At 34.0% G+C, this 7937-nt stretch carries 8 protein-coding genes; 5 read left to right on the forward strand and 3 right to left on the reverse strand.

Annotated elements, in window-relative coordinates; all coding sequences use genetic code 11:
• The first annotated feature begins 60 nt into the window (after nucleotides 1-60).
• The 5 genes from ACW8TM_RS07840 to radA all read left to right on the forward strand — a co-directional run bounded on the left by ACW8TM_RS07840 (nucleotide 61) and on the right by radA (nucleotide 5367).
• Nucleotides 61-1230: a glycosyltransferase family 4 protein gene (locus ACW8TM_RS07840; RefSeq protein ID WP_491532736.1), complete on the forward strand. Its 1170-nt coding sequence runs from the start codon at nucleotides 61-63 to the stop codon at nucleotides 1228-1230.
• The gene (locus tag ACW8TM_RS07845) at nucleotides 1214-2740 is read left to right on the forward strand and encodes a UbiA family prenyltransferase (RefSeq protein WP_491532737.1); all 1527 of its coding nucleotides are present in this window, start codon (nucleotides 1214-1216) and stop codon (nucleotides 2738-2740) included. Before ACW8TM_RS07840 ends, ACW8TM_RS07845 begins: the two co-directional genes overlap by 17 nt.
• Nucleotides 2741-2791: 51 nt before the next feature.
• Nucleotides 2792-3961, forward strand: a complete 1170-nt coding sequence (locus ACW8TM_RS07850) for a Cdc6/Cdc18 family protein (RefSeq protein ID WP_491532738.1) — start codon at nucleotides 2792-2794, stop codon at nucleotides 3959-3961.
• Between the two features lie 97 nt (nucleotides 3962-4058).
• On the forward strand, nucleotides 4059-4340 hold the full coding sequence (locus ACW8TM_RS07855) for a hypothetical protein (protein ID WP_491532739.1): 282 nt from the start codon (nucleotides 4059-4061) through the stop codon (nucleotides 4338-4340).
• Between the two features lie 82 nt (nucleotides 4341-4422).
• Nucleotides 4423-5367 (forward strand): DNA repair and recombination protein RadA, encoded by a 945-nt coding sequence (gene radA, locus ACW8TM_RS07860; RefSeq protein ID WP_491532740.1) that lies wholly within the window; start codon nucleotides 4423-4425, stop codon nucleotides 5365-5367.
• 81 nt (nucleotides 5368-5448) lie between these two features.
• On the opposite strand, the gene ACW8TM_RS07865 is transcribed toward radA, so the two are convergent.
• The 3 genes from ACW8TM_RS07865 to ACW8TM_RS07875 are packed head-to-tail and all read right to left on the reverse strand — an operon-like array spanning nucleotide 5449 to nucleotide 7539.
• Nucleotides 5449-6654: a M20 family metallopeptidase gene (locus tag ACW8TM_RS07865; protein WP_491532741.1), complete on the reverse strand. Its 1206-nt coding sequence runs from the start codon at nucleotides 6652-6654 to the stop codon at nucleotides 5449-5451.
• A 60-nt stretch (nucleotides 6655-6714) separates the two neighbouring features.
• Complete coding sequence (locus ACW8TM_RS07870) at nucleotides 6715-7029, reverse strand: hypothetical protein (RefSeq protein ID WP_491532742.1); 315 nt, start codon at nucleotides 7027-7029, stop codon at nucleotides 6715-6717.
• Between the two features lie 51 nt (nucleotides 7030-7080).
• Nucleotides 7081-7539, reverse strand: coding sequence for a helix-turn-helix domain-containing protein (locus ACW8TM_RS07875; RefSeq protein WP_491532743.1), 459 nt, complete (start codon nucleotides 7537-7539; stop codon nucleotides 7081-7083).
• Nucleotides 7540-7937: the final 398 nt, after the last annotated feature.

Here is a 7937-nt window from a genome sequence, read left to right on the forward strand (position 1 = left end):
ACAAGTAAATGATTTCAAATCTTATATATATTCGTTTTCCGTATGATAAATGGTGAAAAATTGAAGATACTAATGGTTACAGAATGGCATCCACTAACAATAGGCGGCGTTCAAAGACATGTATATGAATTATCAACACACCTCATAGAAAAAGGATTTGAAGTAATCATACTAACTAAAGCAAACAACAAGAAATTAAATGAAAATAAAAATACACTACCAATAATTGAAGTTGAAGCCATAACACCAATACAAAGCATATTAACACCACCAAGCCTAAGCAAAATAAAGGAAGCCATCCTAGAAAACTCCCCAGATATAATCCACATTCACCACGCCTTCACCCCAACACCACTACTAACACTACATATTGCAGACAAGCTAGGAATACCAAAAATACTGACAAATCACAGTATAGCTGGAAACTCTACAACATCAATTTTACATCTAGTTTCATGTAAAGGATTAATGTTCCTAAGATATTTCATCTCAAAGGCAGACCGAATAATTTCAGTAAGCAAATGCGCTGCCACCTTCATAGAAAACCTACTCGGCAATGAAACTAAGAGCATAATAATTCCAAACGGAGTAAATATAAAACGCTTCACTCCACCTAAAAACGAAGAAGACAAACCCATAATACTATTCGTTGGAAGACTAGTTCATAGAAAAGGAGCCCATATACTAGTAAAAGCCTTCTCCAAAGTCATCAACGAAATACCAGAAGCAAAACTAATAATAATTGGAGACGGCTACATGAAACCACTACTACAAATTAAGGCTAAACAACTAAAATTGGAGAAAAAAATAAAATTCCTCGGAAAAGTAACAGAAAAAGAACTGCTAAAAAACTATCAAAAAGCAAGAGTAGTAGTAATTCCAAGTCTATACAGAGAAAGCTTTGGAATAGTTGCATTAGAAGCAATGGCAACTGGAAAACCCATTATAGCCACAAAAGTCGGAGGATTACCAGAAATAATTAAAGATGGAGAAAATGGATTCCTAATACCACCCGGCAACCAAAAAATACTTGCTGAAAAAATAATACTACTACTATCCAACAGGAAACTAGCTAGAAAAATGGGATCTATTGGAAGAAAAATAGCAGTAGAAAAATACTCCTGGGATATAATAACTGAAAAAATTATAAACGTATACCTAGAAGTCACCAAGGAAAAAACAATCCATCAAAACAAAATATACGGTGTTAGTGTTGAGGAAACTTATTAAACAAACACTTAACCATATATTCAAATCATTCCGCCCACATGAATGGAGAGTATATATCTTCTTCACACTAACTGGATTCCTCTACTCAATCCCAGAAATAAAAGTTACACCAAAAAACATAACTGAACTATTAATCTCAACCTCATGCTACCTCTCAATATCATACTGGATTAACAATGCATACGATATAGAAAGCGATAAAATAAATCCACAACTAAGAAAATATAACATATTCATCGAAAAAACAGTCAACAAGAAAGTTATATGGACGATAACAGTAGCACTATTCATAACAGGACTATACACAACCCCACCAAGCCTAACATCAAAGATAAACTACTTAACAATGACTATTCTAGCCATCCTATATTCAGCTCCACCCATAAGATTCAAGGAAAAACCTCCACTAGACCTAATTTCACATTCCTTCTTCTTCGGAAACCAACTATTCATCCATGGATATCTACTGTCACATGATAAAATAAACCTAGAAATAATACACATAGTAATATTAATCTCAATCTATTCAATAACACTTCAACTAAGAAACCACATGGAAGACTATAATGCAGATTTAACGGCAGGATACAAAACAACTACAATAAGAATAGGATTAGAAAAATCACTTACACTACTAAATATGTTAACTCTAACTCTACTCACACTCAACATAGCAACAATAATAAACATAATATCCATCACACAAGCCATAATTCTAATACCAATAGCACTTCAAATTAAAGACAATTTAGCTGAACATAGAAAAGTGGATGCATTAACAGTCTCCACAATCCTACTCTTAACCTTTAAAAACTACCTAAATAGAAACTATAATTTAAGTAGCCTTCAAATAATAAACTCAATACAATTCAACTTAAACGACCTTACCAACTACTTTAAAACCCTCGGCCTAATAGGAATATTTCTAGCTTCATTCATCGGTAACGCTACACCCTACGCTGGACTACCATACTTACTTGTAATAGTAGAATATTCATCAGTTTTAAAGCTTTCATTAAACGAAATCATAGCAGTTATACTACTAGGAGGACTTGGATCAGCAATTGGAAAAATGATTATAATGTTAATGGGCTACACACTAAACATATTCCTCTCAGAAGAAGTAAAAAGAAGAATTCAAAAATTTAGTAGATTATTTGAGAAAAGCCTATTCACAGCAATCTTCCTCTTCGCAGCATTACCATTACCCGACGACATACTATATGTTCCACTAAGCATTTCAAAGTATAATCCATATAAATTCTTCATAGCAGTTTTACTAGGAAAAACAATAATAGTTGGAGCCACTGTGATTATTGGTAGAGGACTAGGCATTATAACAGGTGAAAATCCAATTTTATCAGGATTAATCTCAATTATACTCTCCATGGCATTATTAATTCTAATCATAAAAATAGACTGGGAAAAAATTGTGCTAAAAGCCAATGAAATAGGCTGGATTAAGATTACAGTTGAAATAATAAGAAATCCAAGCAAATACTTGAAGTAAAATTAAATTAATTACATTTAAAAACACTAAATAAGATAGCTAGGTGATTTAATGCAAAAAATATTCATAAACCGTGACAGTCTATCACCAAGCTATATACCCAAAAAACTACCACACAGAGAAGAGCAATTAAAATTCCTATTAAACCTATTCAGTGAAGCCGTAAAATGGAAGAGTCATTTAAGATGTATACAACTAGTAGGTGGAGTTGGAAGTGGAAAAACAGCAACAGCTAAAAGATTCAGTGAAATACTAATAGAAGAAGCAGAGAAATGGAGAAATGAATTAAGAGTAGCCTACATAAATCTTAGACGTCAAGGACCATCAAGATTTCTAATATTTAATGCAATAGCAGAGCAATTAACACCGGAAATTTCAGTAAGAGGATTTGGACCAGAAGAAATACTAAATGCAATAATAAAATTTCTAACCTCCACAGGAAAAATTGGACTAATCATAGTAGATGAAGTTGACTATCACTGTAAAAAATATGGAAGAGAAAAAATAGTATACGACTTAACAAGACTAGATGAAACAACCCCAAAGGGATACAGCAACATCATAGGAGTAATATTCATAGCCAGAGACCAAAAATGGACAAAAATGCTAGATGAAGCAGAAAAATCAAGCCTTGGAAGAATACAAATAAAATTCAACCCCTACACTTCAAAACAATTAAAAGACATACTAATAGAAAGATGTAAAATCGCCTTTAAACCAGGGGCAGTAAGCGAAGAAGTAATAGACTTCATAGCAGACGTATCATCAACACCACCAATAAATGGCGACGCAAGATATGCACTAGACCTACTATTATACTCAGGAATAATAGCAGAACAAAAAGGATCAACAACAATAAAAGCAGAACATGTAAGACTAGTACACTCAAATCTATGCCCAACCATAACAAGTGAAGACATAATTGAACTACCACCAAAACTACTATACCTACTATTCGCAATAGCAAAAACACTAAAAAATAATCAAACCCCCTATGTACATTTCAATGAAATAAAAAGCACATATCAAGTAATCTGCGAAACAAATAACATAAAACCAGTAAAAGACCTATACGAAGCACTAGACGACCTAGCAACAAGAGAAATAATAACAATTAAAGGATTCACAAAAATTGGAATATCAGGTGTAACCACAGAAACACTATTACACTACATTGACGATATAATAAATAGAATAAAGAAAATAATTGAAAACAAATAAAAATTGAATCAAGCTATGAATAAAACAGGAAGAATTAAATTAACCCGAAATAAATCCTTGAATGAAGCAAAGTATCACATAACATGGAAGGAATAAAATGAAAAGTAGAGAGGAAATTGAAAAAGCCATTTGCAGTATAAGTACACTAAGAGTTCTAGCTACAATGAGTAAACAGCCAACCAAAACATTCTCAAAATATGCTCTAAGAAAAGAAACCATGTTAAATGAAAGAGACGTTTCAAGAGCAATAGAAAAACTAATGGAAATAAACTGGATCAAAATGCTAGACCTAGGCAGAATAAAACTATACCAAATAAACCTAGAAAACCCTAAAACCAGATTCTTCATAGAATTCCTAAAAAAAGTAGAATACATTTAGCAAATAAATTATGAGGGGGCCTCCCCCCACATAGACATCCATTCTTTATATAAATTTTAATTCAGAAACTACTTGATGAAACATGACACATCCACTTGAACTAGTTAATGGAATAGGCCCAACAATAGCCTCCAAACTTAGAGAAATAGGTGTAAGTAACGTTGAAACACTAGCTGTAACTCCACCAAGACTAATTAGCGAAGCAACAGGAATAAGTGAGAAAATTGCAATCCAAATTTGTAGAAATGCACGTGAACTATTAAACATAACCTTCATGACAGCAGATGAATACTTAAAACGCAGATTAAGTGTTGGAAAAATAACCACTGGATGCAAAGCACTAGACAACTTGTTAGATGGAGGTATTGAAACAGGGTCAATAACAGAGTTTACAGGTGAATTTGGAACAGGTAAAACACAAATAGCACATCAATTATCAGTAACAGTCCAACTACCGAAAGAAGAGGGAGGACTTGAAGGAGCAGCACTATATGTAGACACTGAAGGAACCTTTAGACCAGAAAGAATAATCCAAATAGCATACAGATTTAATCTAGACGAAAGAGAAGTATTAAGAAAAATTGTCTTTGCAAGAGCATATAATAGTGACCATCAAATGCTAATCATAGATGAAGCATCAAATATAATTGAGAAACATGATGTAAGACTAATTATAGTTGACAGCTTAATTGGACATTTTAGAGGAGAATTCCCAGGAAGAGAAAACCTAGCCATAAGACAACAAAAATTAAATAGACACATAAGGCAACTGCTATCCCTAGCAGATGCATATAACTTAGCAGTAATAGTTACAAATCAAGTAATGGCTAATCCAGCAATATTCTTTGGAAACCCAAATAAACCAGCAGGAGGACACGTATTAGCCCACAATTGCACCTATAGAGTATGGCTTAGAAAAGCTAAAGGAAATAAACGTATAGCAAGAATATTCGATAGTCCCATGCATCCAGAAGCAGAATGCACCTTCAAAATAGATGAAACAGGCATAATAGACATAAAAGAATAGACAAGACGAAATAATAACGTCGACATTAAAATTTAAATCAACAACAAGAATAAAAATAACGTTAATATGCACTAATTAACGTTAGGATGAAGTAAACTTGTAAGTTAATAATGCATAAATCTTAGTGAAGACACCTAGAATATCTATACTCACATTTTCATCAGGTCCATGAGCATTACCTAACTGATGGTCACCAGGTCCAAATCCACATATAGTAGGTATACTTGCTTTATTTATCAAATATTGAGAATCATTAGAGCCATAACCAGCCCTCAACTTCAACTCGCCTCCAGTAACATATCCAAAAGCCCACCTAGCACATTGAATTAACTCTGAATCTTCAGGAATTTCAGCAGGAGGAGCATAATTCAAAATCCTCATTGAAACTGAAAGACTAGGATCTTGCCTCTTCAATGCAACAAGCAAACTATTCAATTGATCCAAAACCAGCTTATCATCCAAGCCTGGATTTATCCTAACATCAAGATGAGCAATACATCTATCAGGGATAACATTTGTTTTAACTCCACCCCTAATAATAGTTCCAGGTGAAACTGTTGGGGCTGGAAGATATTTATGTGGAGGACATTTAAATCTAAAATCTTTCAAAGCCATTAAAATCATAGCCATATGAAGAACAGCATTAACACCAGCCCAAGGCCTACTCGCATGAGCCGCTCTCCCCCTAGTCTCAAGTTCAATCCAACACAACCCCCTAACAGCAGGCCTTAAACAAATAACTCCATTAAAAACAGAACCCTCACCAACAACTGCACCATCAGCCCTAGCATAACCCCTATCAACTAAATATCCAGTACCCAATCTACCACCAGTCTCTTCATCAGCAACAGCATGAATAACAACATCACCCTTTAAAACTACATTTGCATCAACAATAGACTTTACTGCACCAATAAAAGCTGCAATAGCACCCTTCATATCACAAGCTCCACGACCATAAATTCTCCCATCTTTAACTACCGCTTCAAAGGGATCAAAATGCCAATTATCCAGATCCCCTGGAGGAACAACATCTAAATGCCCATTAAAAAGCAGAGTCCTCCCAACACCCTCACCCTTCAATCTAGCAACAACATTCACTCGCTTAGGAGAAGGCTCAACATAATCTACATCAAATCCAATCTTCTCCAACTCCTCACCTACTAGTAAAGCAACCTCAGATTCATCCCCAGGTGGATTAACACTAGGAATCCTAATTAAACGCCTAGTCAACTCGACAACATATCCCTCATTCAACCCAGCTCTACTCAGAACTTCATCAATCATAAAACCACCTATAAATAAATTTATAAAAAACAAATTTAACATATCATGAAAATACAGTTATCATACAATTCTTCTCCTCAAAGCAAAAAACATCATAAAAGCAGAAAACAAACTAAACACAATCATCAAAAATAGATTCATATAGTCATAGGGCTTAGCACCCTCAATACCAAATATAGACTCAGACATTCGAGTAAGACTCTTAAAATCCGGAAGCCTAGACACATTAGTAGGCTGCTCAACTTCAGAGTAAGCTTCCGGAGGACTCTTCTCCATGCTTGCAAGCTGATATGAAATCAAGAATAACGGGGCAAACATAAAGAGGAAAGCCAAAAAGAGTCCAGCTAACACATAAACTATCAGCAGCCTTCTCAAAGCAAACAACCTCACATTAAAATTTAAAAATCAACCTTTTTATTCTACATTTTAGAACGGCCTCTCCCTCCAAATTCTAATAGTCTCAAACCATAAAACAAGTGAAGCAGCTAAACCAAAAATTATGGCAACAATATTATGAATACTCCCAGTATGACCATAAAAAATCAAATACAAGACAAGCATTGTAGTAAACCAAATTGAATAAAAAACATATCTAGGCAGCATAAATCTACCAAGCCTAACAAAAAACTGTAAAATACCTACCTTAACCTCCCTCCTAAGATAATACTCACCAGTTCTAGTCTTCTCAACCAAGCCAAGAGACATCAACTTATCCAAATGATATGCAGCTACACTTGGACTAGAAAAACCCAATTTACGCTGAATCTCACGTACACCAACAGTTGACTTTGCAGACTTCAAAATATACCAATAAACCAAAAGAGTTTTTCCCTTAAGCTCAGATTCAATCTTCGCTAAATTCAGTTCCCCTTCGCTATTTGACATAACATCACACCTACAACTTACAATTAATATCATAATATTTGAAATATATTAACCTTAATTCTAACAATCCAATACTAAATTAAAATTTCATATCCAAATATGACATAAAAAGATTACAAACACAGCCAAAACAAAAAGCTTCACAAAAACCTAATTAGAGAAGACGATATCAAGAGAATTAAATTTTGACCAGTATAAACCTAGATACTTAACACGCTCAGAACAATGCATTTAACCCCGCTTGAACAGAATGCTCTGCCAATACTCAACAACATGACGATTAATTGCATAAACACTCTTCAAAACATAACTAAATATTCAATTAAATATGAAAACTGTTTAATACTCATTATAATATTAACACACTCTAGGTGTTCCATATGGTTAAGGAGTATGCT

Source organism: Candidatus Culexmicrobium sp., assembly GCF_058356305.1.